The sequence below is a fragment of the Mesorhizobium sp. NZP2077 genome (assembly GCF_013170805.1).
Lineage (GTDB): Bacteria > Pseudomonadota > Alphaproteobacteria > Rhizobiales > Rhizobiaceae > Mesorhizobium.
Map to the genome: position 1 here is coordinate 2,534,680 of NZ_CP051293.1, position 16,052 is coordinate 2,550,731.

Below are 16,052 nucleotides of genomic sequence, written 5' to 3' on the forward strand. Positions count from 1 at the left end.
CGATTCTCCGCCTACGCTTCGAGACACCGGCCGGCGTCTCCAATCGCATGGCGCGGCCAAAAAGAACACGCAACGACACCAAAATATGCGGGCGGCTGCCCGCGGGAGGTTACCAATGGCATCCGTTCCCTTCGATCAGCTGGACGGCTTCATCTGGATGAATGGCGAGTTCGTTCCGTGGGGCGACGCCAAAATCCATGTGCTGACGCACGGTCTGCACTATGCCAGCGCGGTCTTCGAGGGCGAGCGCGCCTATGGCGGCGCGATCTTCAAGCTCAACGAGCACACCGAGCGCCTGCATGAATCGGCGCGCCTGCTCGGCTTCAAGATTCCCTATTCGGTCGCCGAGCTCAACGACGCCTCGACCACGCTGTTGAAGAAGCAGGGTTTCCAGGACGCCTATGTCAGGCCGATCGCCTGGCGCGGCAGCGAGCAGATGGGCGTTTCGGCGCAGAACAACCGCATCAACTGCGCCATCGCCATCTGGCAGTGGCCGAGCTATTTCGATCCGGCGCAGAAGCTGAAGGGCATTCGCCTCGACGTGGCGGAATGGCGCCGGCCCGACCCGCGCACGGCGCCGTCGAAGTCGAAGGCCGCCGGCCTCTACATGATCTGCACCATGTCCAAGCATGCCGCGGAAGCCAAGGGCTATGCCGACGCCATGATGCTCGACTGGCGTGGCCAGGTCGCCGAAGCAACCGGCGCCAACATCTTCTTCGTCAAGGACAGCAAGATCCATACGCCCAAGCCCGATTGCTTCCTCGACGGCATCACCCGCCGCACGGTCATTGGCCTGGCCAAGGATCGCGGCCTGGAGGTAATCGAACGCGCCATCCTGCCGGAAGAACTCGAAGGCTTCGAGCAATGCTTCCTGACCGGAACGGCAGCGGAAGTAACGCCGGTTTCGGAGATCGGCCCTTACCGATTCGAGGTCGGTGAAATCGCCAAGAACCTTATGAACGACTATTCTACCGCGGTGCAGCCGAAGCACGCGATCGCCGCAGAATAACGATAGTCACAGCTTTTCGCGCAAGCAGGGGCGGTTTTCCAGCCGCCCCTTTTATTTCAGCGTTTCTGCATTTGACTTTCATCCAATTCGGCGTCTCATGATGGTGTCGGCCCGGGAGGCTGGCAGCTATGGAGGGACTAATCATATGGACATGAACACGCTTCTTCCGATCATTGTACAGGTGATTACGGGTATCATCGGTGGTCAGGCGGTCGGTGTTGCACTCAAGAACGCGGCGATGGGTCAGCTGCCCAAAATCCTGGGCGGTGCCATTGGCGGCGTCGGCGGGGCGGCGATCCTCGGCAGCCTGCTTGGCGGTGGCACGATCGACCCAGCGGCGGCAGCTACTGCGGCTGGTGGCCTGGGCAGCGTTCTGGATCTCAAGAACATCGTCGGCGGCGCCGGCGGTGGCGCCATCCTGACCGGCATCATCGGCGCGGTTCTGGGCGCGATGAAGAAGTAAGCCTTGACGGTCTCAGGTTTGTTCAAATGGGCGGCTTCGGCCGCCCATTTCCGTTTCTGGCCATTTCTGTTTCTGGCCATTTCTGTCTCTGGGATGACTGACTGTTCGTCTTTCGAGGGTGGACGCGTTTCGCCTGCGCCTCTACATCTCGCCAGAGATACGAAAGGAAGATCATGGGTCAGCTCAATGCCGGCATCGTGCCGGTCACACCGTTTCAGCAGAACTGCACCATCCTGTTCGACATGGACGACAAGCACGGCGTCGTCGTCGACCCGGGCGGCGATATCGACAAGGTGCTGGCGGTGCTGAAGGACAATGCGATCACGGCCGAAGCGATCTGGATCACGCATGGCCATATCGACCATGCCGGCGGCGCCATGGAACTGAAGGAAGCACTCGGCATCGACATCATCGGCCCGCATGCAGCCGACAAGTCCTTGCTCGACAATCTGGAAAACCAGGGCAGGCGCTACGGTATTGCCGGCTCGCGCAACTGTGTGCCCGACCGGTTCCTCACCGAAGGCGAGACCGTGTCGTTCGGCGGCCATGTGTTCGAGGTGTTGCATTGCCCCGGCCATGCGCCGGGCCACGTCGTCTACTACAACCGCGCCGCCAAGTTCGCCCATGTCGGCGACGTGCTGTTCCGCGGCTCGGTCGGCCGCACCGATCTGCCGGGCGGCGACCATGCGACGCTGATCGCTTCGATCAAGGACAAGCTGTTGCCGCTGGGCGACGATATCGGTTTCATCTGCGGTCATGGCCCTGGCGGCCGCTTTGGTGAGGAGCGGCGGACCAATCCGTTTCTGACTTAGGGTGTGCTGATATTCAGGTGAGGCCGGTCTGCAAATGGCGGCTTCCTGCGCTTCCCCGTTCTACTGCCCTCGCAGTAGAACTGAGTTCACGTACCCAAAAGTACGCTCCGCTCCGGTTCTCTGAAGCCACCATTTTCGGCGCCCAACAAAAAAGCGCTGGCCTTGCGGTCAGCGCTTTTTTGTTTGGGGCAGGGAAGCCTCAGTTTGCGGTGCAGAAATGCTGCTCGCCGTCATTGCCCGTGAAGGTGCCGGTGCGGGAGTTGAAGGTGCGGTAGCGGTCCGAGCAATACTCGTACCAGTCACGCGTCCACGGTTCGGCATAACGGTCGGCATAGACCACCTGCGGCTCCGCATAGTAGCGGCGGATCGGAGCCGGGCGTACGCGCACGTCACGATTGTAGTAGCCGTCATTGTAGTAACCGTCATTGTAGTAGCGGTTAGCGTCAGGCGGTGGCTGGTCATTGGCCAGCGCGCCACCGATCAGGGCGCCGGCGGCGAGGCCAAGCACGCCGGCGGCAATGGCATCGCCGTTGCCGTGGTGTCGGTGATGGCGCCATTCATCGGCGTTGGCCGCGGGCAAGGCCACAAGCATGGTGGCCGCCACGGCGGCGGACAGCACGGCAGTCTTGAAAATTCTGTTCATCTTGGTCTCCTTCGTACCGGGCCGTGCAGTTTTTGCAGGGGATGCGGTCCGGCTTTACCCAGGACTAGTATGCGACCGTGGCTGAACGGAGGCTGAACGGATTTCGACCTGTCAACCCAAGAGAGGCGTCAAAAACCAGGCTCGGGCTGCCTTCCCGAAGCCAGTGTGAAGCCGGTTCAGCCGACCGACAGGTTGACGGCCTTGGGGCCCTTGCCGCGCTTGTCCGGCTCGGTGTCGAATGTCACTTTCTGCCCATCTTCGAGCCCGGGAAGACCCGACGCCTGCACGGCCGAAATATGGACGAAGACATCCTTCGCGCCATCGTCCGGCGTGATGAAGCCGAAGCCTTTGGCATGGTTGAAGAATTTGACGGTGCCGGTCTGCGGCATGGGAAGCTCCCTTTGATCCCATAAACTCCAGTCTCGGGCCGGCAAATGCCCGAGAGGAAATTTGTCCTTTATTTTAGCGTCATCGGCAAGAGAAAGTTTTGCGGGCACTTCAAGCGCGTCACGCTTTAAGCTCTTGTTATGATGCGTGTCGTTGACCCCAGAAACCGGATCACGCTCTTGGTGACATGTATTCATGCTGCGCCGCGGATATGAAAAAGGCGCGACGAAAATCGCCGCGCCTTTCAAAAAACTGTCTGCTGGCCCAGAGGCTGGGCAAGCTTCGAACCTCGTTCGTCCGCCGTCAAGGCAGCGGCGCGCCGATGGTTCAGGCGGCGCGGAGGTTGACCGCCTTCGGGCCCTTGCCCATGCGGTCCGGCTCGACGTCGAAGGTGACCTTCTGGCCGTCGACGAGCGTGCGCAAGCCCGATGCCTCGATCGCGGAAATATGGACGAACACATCCTTGGCGCCGCCGTCGGGCGTGATGAAACCGAAGCCTTTGGTCGCGTTGAAGAATTTAACGGTGCCGGTCTGGGCCATTGGGGAAACTCCTTCACCCGTTCAGTCTTTGGTGGTCCTGCCCGCCACCTGGCGTCGAGGGCAGTTCCCGGTGGTTGCTTCGGCAGTCATGCATTGGCGCATGGTCAAACCCCCCGCCGAAAACGGGGCCGTCAGAGATTCACAGTATCGGGGAAAGGTCGTCCAAAACGTTCCGCTCTCCGGGTCGCAAATGCCCGAACACGGAATTTATCGCACGGAAACGTGAAGGTTGCAAGATAGCGCCGCGGGCCGCCATACTAGGCGCATCCCGACGCAAGAATCGACCAATCTGAGCGTCGACCGGCCGCAAATAGGCTTGGTTGTGGATCGGGTCATCGGCCCACAGATGGGGTCACGCATGGGCCAGGATTATCGGCGGCGTGGGCGGGTGCCCGCCACGGCTGCAACCGACGTTTCCCGCGCAAAGAGCCGCGAACGCGGTTGCATTTGACAACGGGATTGCATTTGACGGGGGCGGGATTGCATTTGACAGGGGAATGGCGAGGATCGCGATCGGAGACGGGATCGGGGAGAGATCGGCATGAAATTCCTGGCGTCAATTTGTTCGCGTCAAGGTCTTGGCTTTTCGCGGCAAGCATTTGCCGCGCTGTCCCTGTCGGCGCTCTTGGCCGCCTGCACCGTCGTCGTCGATGACGGGCCGGGACCACGCCCGCGTCCGCCGCGTCCCGAGCCGGAATTCTGCACCAGGCAATACGAACCGGTCTGTGCCCGCCGCGGCGGCGACCGCCAGACCTTCGCCAATGGCTGCCTTGCCGATCGCGCCGGCTACCGCATCGTGCGCGACGGCCCCTGCCGCGGTGACGGCGATGGCGGTGGCGGTGGCGGCGAAGAGCAGACGTTCTGCACCCGCGAATACGCGCCCGTCTGCGCCCGCCGGCACGGCGAGATGCGCAGCTTCCCCAACGCCTGCGAAGCCCGCGCCGCGGACTACCGCATCGTCGGCGATGGACCGTGCTGAGTTTTTTCCTTCTCCCACGTGGGAGAAGGAAAGCCCCGCCTATTTCCCACGTTGACGTAGGGCTTGGCCTTCAAGACGGCGAAGGACATTTCGGGCTGCAGCAATGGCTTTGCGGGCTCAACGTCGCGAGGCACTTGCGCGGGTGGTGCCTACGCCGGATAAGCCCCATCGGCAGGCCCGGCATAAAGCTCGCTGCCATGCTCATCGGAAATGCGCAGGCGGTCCGGGATTTGCGGCATTGCCAGCGTATGCAAAAGTGCGGTGGCGCCCTGCAGGGCGGCGCGCAGGGTCGGCGCTTCCAGCGACACCTTGTCGAGTGTTGCTTCCTCGGCGTCGCGCGACCGATAGAACTCGATGACGAAATTCAAGCAAGCCTCCGTGGCCGAGCGTTGCGTGGGCCTGTCGCGTCAGTTCAGCGTGTGCTCACCGCGGGGCGAGGGGCGCATGCGAAGCGCCCCCAGGGGGCTGTCAGCTCTTGGACTTTGGCTTCAGGCTGCTCTCCGCCTGCTTGACCGAAGAGCCGAAGGGGGCGGCGGCCTTGGCCACGACCTTGTCCTTCTTCGGCTTGCGTGTTTCGCGATTGCTTCGCTGTTGACCCTTGGACATGGACTGCTCCTCGTGTGCGCGTGCTGGTTTGGCGTTGTGGCGTGGTCTCAGACGACCGGATTGCTGGCGACAACCGGATTGTCGACCGGTTCGAGATTGTCTTCCGTGGTGACCCGCTCGTAGGTCTCCTGCTCGCTGCGGATGCGGTATTGCGGCGAACCGTCCTTGACCGGCAATCTGCTCTTGATCTCGAACAGTTCCGCCGTCTTCTGGACAAGGCCGGTGCGGCTCTTCATGCGCACCGTCTGGCCAATGGCGAAAAGGTGCGAGGGCGTGTCGGTGCGCGGACGCGCATTCTGCTGGAAACGGATCATGCTGCATTCTCCCGGTCGCGCTTTAGCGCGGTTTCGAGTTCGAGGTGGTCGATGGCGACAAGCTGGCTGGTGGTCGGGTTCTTCACCGCCCTTGCCGGCAGGTGAATGAAGGTGGCGACGCGGCGCCAGGCAATGCGTGACATGCCCTCGATCAGTTCTTCGTCATGATCGATGTCGTAGTCGCCGGGCGGCAACGGTCCCTCCAGGCCACCGAGCGCGAAAGCTGCAGTGAAGTGGGCGATGGAATGGGTGGTGCGGTCCGGCATCGTGCTGGCCTTCGATTGGTTCACGCCTTTTTTGGCTCACACCTTGGGGCATTATGCGAAACAGCGGCCTGAAAGCAAAAAAGCGGGGACGAGCCCCGCTTTCCTATTTCCGGCAATCGCTGGAAATAAGCCGCCTTCGAGAGCTGCCAGTACATCCGTGGTCAGCGTTCATCGAATTCGGCCGGATCAGATCAGTTGCAGATTGGTGGCCGACTCGCGGCCCTTGACGTCACGCTCCAGTTCGAACTGCAGCTTCTGGCCCTCGGCGAGGCCGGGGAAGCCGGCGCGCTCCAGCGCGCTGACATGGACGAAAACGTCCTTGCCGCCGTCAGCTGGCTGAATGAAGCCAAAACCCTTCTGGCCATTGTAGAACTTCACGGTTCCGGTGGTCATATGTGTCTTTCGCGAATCGAGAACTCGTCGCACGGCGTATGTGTCGCGCGCCCGGTATCAACGATTTGGAATGATATTGGCGGGTCGAGAACCTCTGACGCCGCGAGATGCCAATTCTGGCCAAAACGATCTGCCTTACATAGATCGATCTGGCCGCTTATTCAAGGTGATTGAGAAAATAAACCCGCCACGACTGAAAAATAGATCGCTGGGGATGTTCAAATAATTCTGCTATGATCCGGCATATTTCTGAAAATCCTTGAAGAGCGCGCTGGGGTATTTTCCCAGTGCTGATATTTTTATTTACTCCGGAATAAGGACACAACCATGGTTTCCACAAGAAGCTCAAGGGCGAAGACCGTCGCGGTCAATCCGGTCATCAAGTTAATCGCCATACATGCCGTTGCCGTTGGCCCCAACGGCCAGCCGATGATCGTCAAGTCGGCACGGCTGACCATCAGAAGCGATGAGGCGGCAAGGCGAACGATCTCCGATACCGATGGCACGGTGAGGCGGGCCAGGCAGGTTGCCGAGACCAACCGTTTGATCTGATCGCTTTGCGCGGCGACGGAAAAGCCGCAGAACCACGCCGAGACTAGAACCTGACGCGCCAATGGCCTAGCTCGCGGCAGGCGGACAAACACGGCAGGTTTCCCATTAACAGACATCAGAGACGAGCCGCTGGGCCTCGACCAGTATGTGCAGCAGGCCCTGCAACGACGCCAGGCCCGGCGCCGGGCGTCGTGCATGATGGAGCGCGCCGTGTTCCATCCATATGGGGCCCGTGAGGTTGGCCAGCTTCTTGTAGTCATCGAGTTTGGCCTTGGGCACAGCAAGCACCAAACCATCGACATACGACATGGTGGGATTCCTTTGCTGAGAGGCGGGCGCCGGGTCGGCGGGGATACGACCCGGCGCGGTGAGCGCGTCAGCCCTGACGGGCGACGCCTGCTCGCCAGCAAGCCTTATTTCACCTGCGCGTTCATCGCCCAGGCGACGCCGAACGGATCATTCAACTGGCCCCAGCGGTCGCCCCAGAACATCACCTGCAATGGCGTGACCACTTCGCAGCCGGCATCGACAGCGCGCTGCCACCACGTATCGATGTCGCCATCGTCGAGATGGAGCTGCAGCGTGTAGCCCTGCGCAGCCTTATGCGGATGGCCGTGTTCGGGATAGGCGTCGCCCAGCATCAGCGTCGAACCGTTGACGTGGAGATGGACGTGCATGGTGCGGCCCTTTTCGTCTGCCGGATATGCGAACACCTGCTTCGAGCCAAAGGCCTTCTTGTAGAAGTCGGCAGCCTTGAAGGCACCGTCGACCTGCAGATAAGGGGTCAATCCGCCGAGCACTTCTGCCCTGGATTGAACGGGGGTCTGGTCAGTCATGTCTTGCTCCTCTTTGCGTCTGGTTTGGCCTTGCGAACCATAGGACGCACGGAGGTGACGGCAAATCCTACATGGCGGCGAAATTTTTTAGCGGGCCAGTCGCCGACAGACCGCGCAAGCGGCGGTTTGAACGGAAGGCGTGAAACGAACTTGCGTCGGCGGCCCGCAATCAGAGCGCAATTCTCGCAGCCTGCAGGCTAGAACGGGTGGATCGCGCCGCTTCCTCAACCCCCTGGGACGACTATGATCCTCTATTATCAGACCCACTCACCTTCCGCGCGCAAGGCGCTCGTCTTCGCGCATGAGATCGGCATCGCCGATCGGCTCAAGGTCATTCATCACGAGACCAGTCCGACCTTGCGCAACGCTCGTGTCTACGCCGAAAACCCGCTCGGCAAAGTGCCGGTGCTGCTGCGGCCCGGCGCATCGGCGATCTTCGATTCCGATGTCATCTGCGCCTATCTCGACACGCTGCATGACGGCCGCAAGCTGTTGCCGCAAGACGGCGAGGCGCGCTGGCAGGCGTTGCGGCTGCAGTCGGTCGCCCAAGGCTTGGCGCAGGCGGGCATCGCCTTGCGCTGGGAGACGGAAAGACGGCCCGAGCCGCTGCGCTATGGCGCTCTTGCCGGGGGATATCGGGACAAGATCGAGGCGAGCTATGACTGGGTCGAAAGTACTCTGGACGACGGCGCGCCGCTCCATGTCGGCCACATAGCGCTGGCCACCACGCTGTCCTGGATGGCGTTCCGCAACCTTCCGCCGTTTCGCGCGCGGGCGCGGCTGACGCGCTGGTTCGACGCTTTCGAAAATCGCGGATCGATGCAGGCGACGCCGCTTTCGGGCGATACGCATGATTGAGCAATGGCCGCCCAGCAGCGGCCTGCATCGATATTTTCCGACCGCATGTCAGGGCGTCCTGCGGATCCGCGGACCGTTTTGTGCGTCGATGACGATTTCCGGCCAGCCGATATCCTTGCGCAGTTCGATCGGCAGGGACAGCAGCTCGCGTTCGCTGCGGTGGCGGGCGCGGTTCTGTGCGTAACGGGAGGCAACGCGACCCAGGGATGACAGGATGGACATGATGCTTTCTCCTCAGATGAAGCCGGCATCATCGTGTCGGCATACCAAGGACGAGGCAGGCTCAGACGATCCGACAGATCGTCGAAATTTTTGTTACGACTCCGGGTTCAATCCAGGATGGACCTAGGCGACCTTAAGCGTTGGGATAGCTGAGACATCCACTTCACGCTCGGCGTGCCAGGCATCGAAAGCCGCCTGCATCCGAAGCCAGATCGCGGCGCCATCGCCGAACAGCTTCCCAAGGCGGGCGGCCACTGCCGGCGAAACCGGCTTCTTTTCGCGGATGATGTCATAGAGCTGCTGCCGGGAGATTCCGAGCAGATTTGCAATTTCCACCTTGGTCTTTCCAGTTGCCGGGATGATGTCCTCAAGCAGCGCTCCCGGGTGGGAGGGACAACGCTCGATCGGACGCGTCGGCTCGTGCACGTTCATAAGTCGAATTTCTCCAATCTGGCCGCCTCAGTGATATTGCTCGAAATCGACGCGGGCGTCCGTGCAGTCGAATTCAAATGTGATGCACCACGGACCATTGACATGGACCGTGTAGCGGATGGGATTGAAACCTTTCAGCGGGTGGAAATCGAAGCCGGGGAAGGTTCATCTCCTCCGGCTTTTCCGATGCTTCCAAGCGGTCGAGCCGGACAAGAATGCGCTTGTGCATCTTGGCGTCGATCTTGCCGGTTTTCCCGGTTTGAAAGAGGTCCGACAGCGCCTAGTTCTTGAAGGACTTGATCATGAATATATGTAAACAGATTGCTTACACAAATCAAGAGATGTAAGCAAATAATTTACAGATCGATTCTTCGCCCTCAACCGCCCGCTTCAGCCTCGTCGCGGAAAAAGCCCTCCGGGTCCTCAACCTCGGTCAGTTTCCGCTTGTCGTTAGCCAGAAGCGGTTGCCAATGGCGCGGATGAAGGAGCGGTCGTGCGAAGCCAGCACGCAGCTTGCCTGGTGCTTCAGCAATTCCTCCTCCAGCGCTTCCTGCCCGTCGATGTCGAGATGGTTGGTCGGCTCGTCGAGCAGATAGAAGTTGGGATTGGCGAGCCTCAGCGCCAGCATCATCAACCGCGCCTTCTGGCCACCGGAAAGCACGCCGATCTGTTTCTCCTGCATCTCGATGACCACGCCGGCGCCGGCAAGCAGCGAGCGGGCGCGCTGTTCGCCGACATCGTAGCGGCGCGACACCATCGCCAGCGGCGTGTCGTCGCCGCTGATGCCCGACAGCGCCTGGTCGCTGTAGCCGAGCACTGTCGACGGCGTCACCTTGACGTTCTGGACCGTGTCGGGTTCGGCGATGGCGTTGCGGATCAGGGTGACGAAGCGCGATTTGCCGACGCCGTTGCGGCCGAGCAGGACGATGCGGTCGCCCTGGCAAATGTGGCGCTTGCCGGTCCGAAACAGGAGTGTGCCGTCGGGCGTTTCGACCGCCGCATCGTCGAGCGTGATCAGCACCTTGGCGTGGGTGCCGCGATTGGCGAGCTTGATCGCGCCCGCCGATTTTTCGCGATGCGCCGGGTTCGCCGCGTCCTCCAGTTTTTCCGCGCGTTCCCTGAGCTGCTTGGTCTTGACGGTGAGAAGGTCGCTGCCGGAGTTGATGCCGATGTTGTTGAGCTTGGCCGCCTGTTTTCGCAGCTGCTGGGCGACCTTCATGTCGCGTTCGAACTTGCGCGCCGTCGAGGCGTCGACCTCGTCGAGCGCCTGCCTGGCGCGCGAGTAGGGCAGCGCAAACACCGGCGACTGTTCCGGGCGCAGGAACAGCGTCCGGTTGGTGACGGCGTCGAGGAAGGCGCGGTCGTGGCTGGCGATGACGACAGGCACCTCACGCGGCAGCGCGTTCAGCCAGCTTTCCAGTTGGCTGATGCGGGCAAGGTCGAGATGGTTGGTCGGCTCGTCGAGCAGCAGCACGTCGGGATCGGTGACCCAGACGCGGGCGATCAGCGCCAGCCGCTGCCAGCCGCCGCTCAGCGCCTGCATTTCTCGCTCTCGCATCGCCTCGGGCACGTCGAGAGAATCGAGCACCACATCGACGCGCCACGTCTCGCTTTCAGCCTGCTCGGCGGGCAAGGCGTCGGCCACGACCTGATGGAAGGTGCGGCTGAGCAGGGCAGGGGCAACGGACTGTTCGACATGGCCAACGCGCAGGCCGCGGGTGCGGGTGATGTCTCCGGAGGACGGCTCCATCTCGCCGGTCAGGCACTTCAGCAATGTCGACTTGCCGCGGCCATTGGCGGCGACAATGCCGAGCCGGTCGCCGCTGCCGATGGTGAGGTCGAGATTGGCGAAGAGCGGCGCACTCATGGTGACGCCGAGGTTTTTGAGGCTGATCAGGGCCATTGTGATTTCTCTGGTCTTGCCGGAAACAACTCCGGATGCACTTTGACGGTGCGCGTGCTGGCCATCAGGCTCGGCGTTGCGGCACCACGAAGGGCAGACCAAAAAATCGAAGCGGGAAAAACCCGGACCGTCCCTGGTCAGCCCTGCAAGCTAGCTCGCAGGGCGGAAATCGGGCCACGCTGACGATGGTGACGATGAAACGTGAACACGTGAGCCCTCCTTTCAAGACGTTCGAGTGTTGAGGAGCGATTACACCAAAGGTGGTGCGGATGGCAAGGCTGCCGCTTTCGCCCGGCGCGGGAATGGGTCCAGCACCAGTATGCAGCCGCCGATGATCGCCACCGCCCCGAAGCCCTGGATGACGGTCAGAGACTCGCCAAGCATGATGGTGCCAACCAGCACCGCGATCGTTGTGACGGCGAATTCGACACTGATTGTCCTGGTCGCGCCGATGCTGGCGACCAGCCGGAAATAGACGATGTAGGTCAGCGCGCTCATCACGCAGGCGAGAAGGACGAGATAGAGGACGTCGACAGGGCGCGGCATGGACGGCACCGGCACGGCGAGCAGTAGCGGCAGCGTCATCAGGCCGCCGAACAGGAAGGCGGCGCCGGTGAGTTCTAACGAGCCGGCCGAGCGCAGATGGCGGTTGGCATAATTGCTGCCGAAGGCGGCCGAGAACGAACTGAACAGCGAGGCGACGCAGCCGAACGCGAAGGACGGCGTGATTGGGACGGCGGGAAAGCCAACCAGAACGATGATGCCGGTGGCGCCGAGCAGCAGGCCCGCCAGTCCGCGCAGGGTGATGCGTTCCAGGCCCCACAACTGGCCGAGGATCATCGAGAACAGCGGGATCGCGGCAACCAGGATGGCCGCCATCGCCGTGCCGATGCGCGGCGTGGCGTAGGACAGGCCGATCAGCTGCGCGGCGACCGTCGTCGCGCCGACCACGGTGAAGTGCCGCCAGCCGGCGCTGAAATCCAGCTTGCGCCGCGTTGCCGCTGCCAGCAGGAAGAGCGTGATGCCGGCGATCAGCGACCGCAGGGTGACCGCGCCGACCCAGCCGAAGGCATGCACCACCTTGAGCAGGACAAGGAACGACATGCCCCAGGTGATGGCCAGGAAGACGTAGGCTGCGATGTCCTTGGGTTTCATGCGGGGCCGGTAGGAGGTTGCGGAGAGAGGATGCCACCCGCCCTATCGTTTCAACCAGCAACTGACAAGGGAGGGGACGCGCGGATCAGACAGGTCTCAGATGGCCGCCGCTTTCTCCATATTCGTTGTTAAGATCGAGCAGGAAATGGCCGAAAACCGAGCTTCTGCCAAGATCAACCACAATCACAAGAAGGGCGTTGAACCTGCCTGTGCCGATCAAAACCTGGTCAAACCTGTTTTGGGCGTCCCGATAAACATAGTGTACGTCGTTCAGATGGGGCACACCGATTTCGTCCAGGTCCAGCGCGTCGACATAAGGCCATATATCTACGGCGCGATTCGCCGTAGCGGTGACATTCGTCATCGGCTCAGCGAAGCAAGCCTTGAACTCTTTTTCATGAAGCCTGCGGACAACGACCATCAGTTATTCTAGGTTATGGCGTTGGAAATTCGCAACTGTTCGAAACGTGACCCTTGCAGGCCGTTACCTTCCCGGCCGACCCGTCTTGCCAGGGCGGCGCTTTTCACGGCGGGCATCGCTCGGATCCTCGTAGGAGCCGATGCCGGCGCGTTCGCGCTTGACCGGCTTGTCGCCCTCGATCGGAGTCTCGGTCCGCCGCACCGTCATCTCATCAAGCGAGTTCTTCTTGAACAGCGGTTTGACCGCCTCGCCGGGAATGCCGAAGTCGGAGCCGTGCGCTTCGGACGCCGACTGCTTCTTGAACAGCGAGCGCGACACCGCACCTGCCGGCGTCGGCATATCGGTCCCGGGCCCCATGTCGTCGATCGAGGGTTTGGCGAACAGTGGCTTCTTCACCGGCACGGCGCCGTCGGCGCCCATCTCGTCAAGCGCTGGCTTGCGGAAGAGGTTGGGTCGGGCAGCATTGGCCGCCTCTTCGGCGGCACGTGCTTCGTCGAGCTTGCGGAAACGCTCCTGTTCCTCTGCCGTACGATGCTTGGCCACGCCCTTGTTGTGCTTGCCCTTTTCACGGCCCGAAACCGGGCTTTCCATGTCGGCGTATTTGGCCAGCGGGTCTTCCGAGATTGACAGTTCCATCTCGCGCAGGCGCTTGATCTCGTCGCGGATGCGGGCGGCCTTCTCGAAGTCGAGATTGGCGGCGGCGTCGCGCATCTGTTTCTCCATCGCGTCGAGATGGGCTTTCAGGTTGTTGCCCATCATGGCGCCGGCGCTGTCGGTGAACTGCGAGATGTCGGCGCGGACATGGTCCTTCTCGTAGACGGAATCGAGAATGTCGGAGATGCGCGACTTCACCGATTCCGGCGTGATGCCGTTGGCGGCGTTCCACTCCATCTGCTTTTCGCGACGGCGGCTGGTTTCGGCCATCGCCCGTTCCATCGAGCCGGTGACCTGGTCGGCATAGAGGATGACCTTGCCGTCGACATTGCGGGCGGCGCGGCCAATGGTCTGGATCAGCGAGGTTTCCGAGCGCAAAAACCCTTCCTTGTCGGCGTCGAGAATGGCGACGAAACCGCATTCGGGAATGTCGAGGCCTTCGCGCAAGAGGTTGATGCCGACCAGCACGTCGAAAGCGCCGAGGCGCAAATCGCGCAGGATCTCGATGCGCTCCAGCGTGTCGATGTCGGAGTGCATGTAGCGCACGCGCACGCCCTGTTCGTGCAGATATTCGGTCAGGTCCTCGGCCATGCGCTTGGTCAGCACGGTCACCAGCGTGCGGTAGCCGGCCTTGGTGGTCTCGCGGATCTCGCCGACGACATCGTCGACCTGGCTTTTCGCCGGGCGCACCTCGACCGGCGGGTCGATCAGCCCGGTCGGGCGGATGACCTGTTCGGCGAAGACGCCGCCGGCCTGTTCCATTTCCCAGCCGCCGGGTGTCGCCGAAACCGCGACGGAGAGCGGCCGCATGGCGTCCCATTCCTCGAAGCGCAGCGGCCGGTTGTCCATGCAGGATGGCAGGCGGAAGCCATATTCGGCCAGCGTCGCCTTGCGCCTGAAGTCGCCGCGATACATGCCGCCGATCTGCGGCACGGTGACGTGGCTCTCATCGATGAAGACCAGCGCGTTGTCGGGAATGTATTCGAACAAGGTCGGCGGCGGATCGCCGGGCTGGCGGCCGGTGAGATAGCGCGAATAGTTCTCGATGCCGGCGCAGGAGCCGGTGGCTTCCAGCATTTCCAGGTCGAAGCGGCAGCGCTGTTCCAGCCGCTGTGCTTCCAGCAAACGGCCGGCGCGTTCCAGTTCAACCAGCCGGTGCTTGAGCTCTTCCTTGATCGACTTGATCGCCTGGTTCAACGTCGGGCGCGGCGTCACATAGTGCGAATTGGCGTAGATCTTGACGCTTTTCAGCTCGCCGGTCTTCTGGCCGGTCAGCGGGTCGAACTCGGTGATCTGCTCGATCTCGTCGCCGAACATCGAGATGCGCCAGGCGCGATCCTCCAGGTGGGCCGGGAAGATCTCGATCGTGTCGCCGCGCACACGGAACGAGCCGCGGACGAAGTTAATGTCCTGGCGCTTGTATTGTTGGGCGACGAGGTCGGCGAGCAGAGCCCGCTGGTCGAGCCGGTCGCCGATCTGCATCTGGAAGGTCATCGCCGTATAGGTCTCGACCGAGCCGATACCGTAGATGCACGACACCGAGGCGACGATGATGACGTCGTCGCGCTCGAGCAGCGAGCGCGTCGCCGAGTGGCGCATGCGGTCGATCTGTTCGTTGATCGAGGATTCCTTCTCGATGAAGGTGTCGGTGCGCGGAACGTAGGCTTCCGGCTGGTAATAGTCGTAATAGGAGACGAAATACTCCACCGCATTCTCGGGGAAGAATTTCTTGAACTCGGAATAAAGCTGCGCCGCCAGCGTCTTGTTGGGCGCCAGGATCAGAGCAGGGCGCTGCGTCTCCTCGATCACCTTGGCCATGGTGAAGGTTTTTCCGGAGCCGGTGACGCCAAGCAGCACCTGGGTGCGGTCGTTGTTATCGACGCCTTCGACCAGATCCTTGATGGCAGTCGGCTGGTCGCCGGCCGGCTCGAAGTCCGACACCATCTTGATGGCGATGCCGCCTTCCGACTTTTCCGGCCGGGCAGGGCGGTGCGGCGTCCACAGCACGCCGTCCTTGTGCAGCGGATTGCCGGATTCGATCAGCGCCGACAGTGCCGCCACCGTGGCGGTGACGCTGCTCGAGGCCATTGTCTCGGCGTCTTCCAGCGAGATGTCGAGGCCGGCGACAGGGTTGAGGCCGGCCGCGGTCCGCTCCCTGGCTGACGCCGCGCCGCCCATCGAAGTGCCACGCGAGCTGCGGCCCGGAGCGGCGGACCGCTCGGGAATCTTCTTCGACGGTTTTGGCGATTTGCCGCCGTCGCCCTTGCCGATCTGGCGCCCTTCCTTTTCGGCCTCCTGCTCGATCTGCTCGGCCCAGTCTGCGATCGAACCGGTCAGCGGCGTGCCCGATAGTTCGGGCTGCGGCATCTCGGCGAAGCCGCCTCTATGCAGTGGCTCCGAGGCATCGAGGAAATCGGTCAGCGGGCTGCGTCGCTTCGGCGCGGCGCGGTCGTCATTCGCCGTCGGCGGCGTTCTCTTGTCGGGGGATTTGGCCATGGCCCGAATATGGTGAGTCTTGGCCAAAATGGAAAGAGCGCGATGCGGCAAGGCGCATACCCGGATGCTGCTCCTGACAGAAGGTTGTCAGGAAGAAGTCAGGTATCAGGG

At 62.1% G+C, this 16,052-nt stretch carries 20 protein-coding genes and 3 pseudogenes; 6 read left to right on the forward strand and 17 right to left on the reverse strand.

Annotated elements, in window-relative coordinates; genetic code table 11:
* The first annotated feature begins 115 nt into the window (after positions 1 to 115).
* The 3 genes from HGP13_RS12390 to HGP13_RS12400 all read left to right on the forward strand — a co-directional run bounded on the left by HGP13_RS12390 (position 116) and on the right by HGP13_RS12400 (position 2,284).
* Positions 116 to 1,009 carry a branched-chain amino acid aminotransferase gene (locus HGP13_RS12390; protein WP_172225370.1) on the forward strand — a complete coding sequence of 298 codons (894 nt, stop codon included), beginning with the start codon at positions 116 to 118 and terminating at the stop codon, positions 1,007 to 1,009.
* A gap of 145 nt (positions 1,010 to 1,154) precedes the next feature.
* Positions 1,155 to 1,472, forward strand: a complete 318-nt coding sequence (locus tag HGP13_RS12395) for a hypothetical protein (RefSeq protein WP_027044077.1) — start codon at positions 1,155 to 1,157, stop codon at positions 1,470 to 1,472.
* A 173-nt stretch (positions 1,473 to 1,645) separates the two neighbouring features.
* Positions 1,646 to 2,284: an MBL fold metallo-hydrolase gene (locus HGP13_RS12400; protein WP_172225373.1), complete on the forward strand. Its 639-nt coding sequence runs from the start codon at positions 1,646 to 1,648 to the stop codon at positions 2,282 to 2,284.
* A gap of 199 nt (positions 2,285 to 2,483) precedes the next feature.
* On the opposite strand, the gene HGP13_RS12405 is transcribed toward HGP13_RS12400, so the two are convergent.
* The 3 genes from HGP13_RS12405 to HGP13_RS12415 all read right to left on the reverse strand — a co-directional run bounded on the left by HGP13_RS12405 (position 2,484) and on the right by HGP13_RS12415 (position 3,854).
* Positions 2,484 to 2,927, reverse strand: coding sequence for a BA14K family protein (locus HGP13_RS12405; protein WP_172225376.1), 444 nt, complete (start codon positions 2,925 to 2,927; stop codon positions 2,484 to 2,486).
* Between the two features lie 176 nt (positions 2,928 to 3,103).
* The gene (locus HGP13_RS12410) at positions 3,104 to 3,316 is read right to left on the reverse strand and encodes a cold-shock protein (protein WP_008877668.1); all 213 of its coding nucleotides are present in this window, start codon (positions 3,314 to 3,316) and stop codon (positions 3,104 to 3,106) included.
* Positions 3,317 to 3,641: 325 nt separating this feature from the next.
* Positions 3,642 to 3,854 (reverse strand): cold-shock protein, encoded by a 213-nt coding sequence (locus HGP13_RS12415; protein ID WP_006202520.1) that lies wholly within the window; start codon positions 3,852 to 3,854, stop codon positions 3,642 to 3,644.
* Positions 3,855 to 4,395: 541 nt separating this feature from the next.
* On the opposite strand from HGP13_RS12415, the gene HGP13_RS12420 reads away from it, so the two are divergent.
* Entirely contained in the window at positions 4,396 to 4,833 is a 438-nt protein-coding gene (locus HGP13_RS12420; protein WP_172225379.1) for a Kazal-type serine protease inhibitor domain-containing protein, read from the forward strand.
* 149 nt (positions 4,834 to 4,982) lie between these two features.
* Here HGP13_RS12420 and HGP13_RS12425 read toward each other — a convergent pair whose 3' ends face one another.
* From HGP13_RS12425 to HGP13_RS12445, 5 genes are all read right to left on the reverse strand, one after another.
* Positions 4,983 to 5,201 carry a hypothetical protein gene (locus tag HGP13_RS12425; RefSeq protein ID WP_172225382.1) on the reverse strand — a complete coding sequence of 73 codons (219 nt, stop codon included), beginning with the start codon at positions 5,199 to 5,201 and terminating at the stop codon, positions 4,983 to 4,985.
* A gap of 100 nt (positions 5,202 to 5,301) precedes the next feature.
* Positions 5,302 to 5,439, reverse strand: coding sequence for a hypothetical protein (locus tag HGP13_RS12430; RefSeq protein ID WP_167334868.1), 138 nt, complete (start codon positions 5,437 to 5,439; stop codon positions 5,302 to 5,304).
* Between the two features lie 47 nt (positions 5,440 to 5,486).
* Positions 5,487 to 5,753, reverse strand: a complete 267-nt coding sequence (locus HGP13_RS12435; protein ID WP_172225385.1) for a hypothetical protein — start codon at positions 5,751 to 5,753, stop codon at positions 5,487 to 5,489.
* On the reverse strand, positions 5,750 to 6,019 hold the full coding sequence (locus HGP13_RS12440; protein WP_172234682.1) for a hypothetical protein: 270 nt from the start codon (positions 6,017 to 6,019) through the stop codon (positions 5,750 to 5,752). The genes HGP13_RS12435 and HGP13_RS12440 overlap by 4 nt, the downstream gene beginning before the upstream one ends.
* Positions 6,020 to 6,205: 186 nt before the next feature.
* The gene (locus HGP13_RS12445) at positions 6,206 to 6,412 is read right to left on the reverse strand and encodes a cold-shock protein (protein ID WP_172225387.1); all 207 of its coding nucleotides are present in this window, start codon (positions 6,410 to 6,412) and stop codon (positions 6,206 to 6,208) included.
* Positions 6,413 to 6,739: 327 nt separating this feature from the next.
* Here HGP13_RS12445 and HGP13_RS12450 point away from each other — a divergent pair, with 327 nt between their 5' ends.
* Positions 6,740 to 6,964 carry a hypothetical protein gene (locus tag HGP13_RS12450; RefSeq protein ID WP_172225389.1) on the forward strand — a complete coding sequence of 75 codons (225 nt, stop codon included), beginning with the start codon at positions 6,740 to 6,742 and terminating at the stop codon, positions 6,962 to 6,964.
* 195 nt (positions 6,965 to 7,159) lie between these two features.
* Here the strand turns inward: HGP13_RS12450 and HGP13_RS12455 are convergent.
* Positions 7,160 to 7,273 (reverse strand): annotated as a pseudogene (locus HGP13_RS12455) (DUF1428 family protein); the annotation flags it as partial.
* A gap of 104 nt (positions 7,274 to 7,377) precedes the next feature.
* Positions 7,378 to 7,800: a glyoxalase/bleomycin resistance/extradiol dioxygenase family protein gene (locus HGP13_RS12460; protein WP_172225391.1), complete on the reverse strand. Its 423-nt coding sequence runs from the start codon at positions 7,798 to 7,800 to the stop codon at positions 7,378 to 7,380.
* Between the two features lie 243 nt (positions 7,801 to 8,043).
* Here HGP13_RS12460 and HGP13_RS12465 point away from each other — a divergent pair, with 243 nt between their 5' ends.
* The gene (locus HGP13_RS12465; protein ID WP_172225393.1) at positions 8,044 to 8,658 is read left to right on the forward strand and encodes a glutathione S-transferase family protein; all 615 of its coding nucleotides are present in this window, start codon (positions 8,044 to 8,046) and stop codon (positions 8,656 to 8,658) included.
* 48 nt (positions 8,659 to 8,706) lie between these two features.
* Here the strand turns inward: HGP13_RS12465 and HGP13_RS12470 are convergent, their stop codons facing one another.
* The 7 genes and pseudogenes from HGP13_RS12470 to uvrB form a co-directional block, all read right to left on the reverse strand.
* On the reverse strand, positions 8,707 to 8,880 hold the full coding sequence (locus tag HGP13_RS12470) for a hypothetical protein (RefSeq protein ID WP_172225395.1): 174 nt from the start codon (positions 8,878 to 8,880) through the stop codon (positions 8,707 to 8,709).
* Between the two features lie 123 nt (positions 8,881 to 9,003).
* Positions 9,004 to 9,312 (reverse strand): HigA family addiction module antitoxin, encoded by a 309-nt coding sequence (locus HGP13_RS12475; RefSeq protein WP_172225396.1) that lies wholly within the window; start codon positions 9,310 to 9,312, stop codon positions 9,004 to 9,006.
* Between the two features lie 27 nt (positions 9,313 to 9,339).
* Positions 9,340 to 9,589 (reverse strand): annotated as a pseudogene (locus tag HGP13_RS37820) (type II toxin-antitoxin system RelE/ParE family toxin).
* Between the two features lie 100 nt (positions 9,590 to 9,689).
* Positions 9,690 to 11,215, reverse strand: a pseudogene (locus HGP13_RS12480) (ABC-F family ATP-binding cassette domain-containing protein).
* Between the two features lie 249 nt (positions 11,216 to 11,464).
* Positions 11,465 to 12,370, reverse strand: coding sequence for a DMT family transporter (locus tag HGP13_RS12485; protein WP_172225397.1), 906 nt, complete (start codon positions 12,368 to 12,370; stop codon positions 11,465 to 11,467).
* Positions 12,371 to 12,455: 85 nt separating this feature from the next.
* Positions 12,456 to 12,791: a hypothetical protein gene (locus HGP13_RS12490; RefSeq protein WP_172225398.1), complete on the reverse strand. Its 336-nt coding sequence runs from the start codon at positions 12,789 to 12,791 to the stop codon at positions 12,456 to 12,458.
* A gap of 63 nt (positions 12,792 to 12,854) precedes the next feature.
* Positions 12,855 to 15,941, reverse strand: coding sequence for an excinuclease ABC subunit UvrB (uvrB, locus tag HGP13_RS12495; protein ID WP_246707342.1), 3,087 nt, complete (start codon positions 15,939 to 15,941; stop codon positions 12,855 to 12,857).
* Positions 15,942 to 16,052 lie beyond the last annotated feature (111 nt).

Excerpts from the sequence above, each read along its gene's own strand:
- HGP13_RS12390 (WP_172225370.1), top strand. The coding sequence starts at position 116 with ATGGCATCCGTTCCCTTCGATCAGCTGGACGGCTTCATCTGGATGAAT.
- HGP13_RS12395 (WP_027044077.1), top strand. The coding sequence starts at position 1,155 with ATGGACATGAACACGCTTCTTCCGATCATTGTACAGGTGATTACGGGT.
- HGP13_RS12400 (WP_172225373.1), top strand. The coding sequence starts at position 1,646 with ATGGGTCAGCTCAATGCCGGCATCGTGCCGGTCACACCGTTTCAGCAG.
- HGP13_RS12405 (WP_172225376.1), bottom strand. The coding sequence starts at position 2,927 with ATGAACAGAATTTTCAAGACTGCCGTGCTGTCCGCCGCCGTGGCGGCC.
- HGP13_RS12410 (WP_008877668.1), bottom strand. The coding sequence starts at position 3,316 with ATGCCGCAGACCGGCACCGTCAAATTCTTCAACCATGCCAAAGGCTTC.
- HGP13_RS12415 (WP_006202520.1), bottom strand. The coding sequence starts at position 3,854 with ATGGCCCAGACCGGCACCGTTAAATTCTTCAACGCGACCAAAGGCTTC.
- HGP13_RS12420 (WP_172225379.1), top strand. The coding sequence starts at position 4,396 with ATGAAATTCCTGGCGTCAATTTGTTCGCGTCAAGGTCTTGGCTTTTCG.
- HGP13_RS12430 (WP_167334868.1), bottom strand. The coding sequence starts at position 5,439 with ATGTCCAAGGGTCAACAGCGAAGCAATCGCGAAACACGCAAGCCGAAG.
- HGP13_RS12435 (WP_172225385.1), bottom strand. The coding sequence starts at position 5,753 with ATGATCCGTTTCCAGCAGAATGCGCGTCCGCGCACCGACACGCCCTCG.
- HGP13_RS12440 (WP_172234682.1), bottom strand. The coding sequence starts at position 6,019 with ATGCCGGACCGCACCACCCATTCCATCGCCCACTTCACTGCAGCTTTC.
- HGP13_RS12445 (WP_172225387.1), bottom strand. The coding sequence starts at position 6,412 with ATGACCACCGGAACCGTGAAGTTCTACAATGGCCAGAAGGGTTTTGGC.
- HGP13_RS12450 (WP_172225389.1), top strand. The coding sequence starts at position 6,740 with ATGGTTTCCACAAGAAGCTCAAGGGCGAAGACCGTCGCGGTCAATCCG.
- HGP13_RS12460 (WP_172225391.1), bottom strand. The coding sequence starts at position 7,800 with ATGACTGACCAGACCCCCGTTCAATCCAGGGCAGAAGTGCTCGGCGGA.
- HGP13_RS12465 (WP_172225393.1), top strand. The coding sequence starts at position 8,044 with ATGATCCTCTATTATCAGACCCACTCACCTTCCGCGCGCAAGGCGCTC.
- HGP13_RS12470 (WP_172225395.1), bottom strand. The coding sequence starts at position 8,880 with ATGTCCATCCTGTCATCCCTGGGTCGCGTTGCCTCCCGTTACGCACAG.
- HGP13_RS12475 (WP_172225396.1), bottom strand. The coding sequence starts at position 9,312 with ATGAACGTGCACGAGCCGACGCGTCCGATCGAGCGTTGTCCCTCCCAC.
- HGP13_RS12485 (WP_172225397.1), bottom strand. The coding sequence starts at position 12,370 with ATGAAACCCAAGGACATCGCAGCCTACGTCTTCCTGGCCATCACCTGG.
- HGP13_RS12490 (WP_172225398.1), bottom strand. The coding sequence starts at position 12,791 with ATGGTCGTTGTCCGCAGGCTTCATGAAAAAGAGTTCAAGGCTTGCTTC.
- uvrB (WP_246707342.1), bottom strand. The coding sequence starts at position 15,941 with ATGGCCAAATCCCCCGACAAGAGAACGCCGCCGACGGCGAATGACGAC.